The organism is Vibrio sp. 10N.222.55.C6 (genome assembly GCF_041473395.1).
GTDB classification, from domain to species: domain Bacteria; phylum Pseudomonadota; class Gammaproteobacteria; order Enterobacterales; family Vibrionaceae; genus Vibrio; species Vibrio crassostreae_C.
Genome location: NZ_JBFRSD010000249.1, coordinates 1 through 436, shown reverse-complemented (window position 1 = coordinate 436; position 436 = coordinate 1). Strand labels below are relative to the sequence as shown.

General features: G+C 39.4%; 1 protein-coding gene. It reads right to left on the bottom strand.

The window, feature by feature from the left end; all coding sequences use genetic code 11:
- Positions 1–389: SDR family NAD(P)-dependent oxidoreductase (locus tag AB4486_RS23505; RefSeq protein ID WP_372118970.1), on the bottom strand; the 389-nt coding region annotated here is incomplete at its 3' end.
- Positions 390–436 lie beyond the last annotated feature (47 nt).

The window sequence follows — 436 nt, the reverse complement described above, 5'->3', positions numbered from 1 at the left end:
TTCTCACACATAGGAGCGAACAAAGGTTGAGTCACGTTGAACAGACTGTTTAGGTTTGTTTCAATCACGTCTTTCCACGCTTCGGCATCCATCTTTTTAAAGACGCTATCACGTGTAATACCTGCGTTATTGACTAGTACATCCACCGTGCCTTCTTCTTCTAACAACTTGCTTAAGCTCAGCGCACATTCCGCAGTATTGGTAACATCTAATTCAAACAATCTCACTTGATCTTCGGTGAAATGTTTTTCGTTAAACCAATCCAAGGCACATTGGTAATTTCCAGTAAAATAAGTCGCGATAACACGATAGCCGTCTGCAACTAATTTAGAGGAAATTGCTGAGCCGATACCGCCTTTTGACCCTGTAATTAAAGCAAGCTTTTTCATTAATGGTTCCATCCCTTACAAGCAATTAAATAACAATGATGTTAATA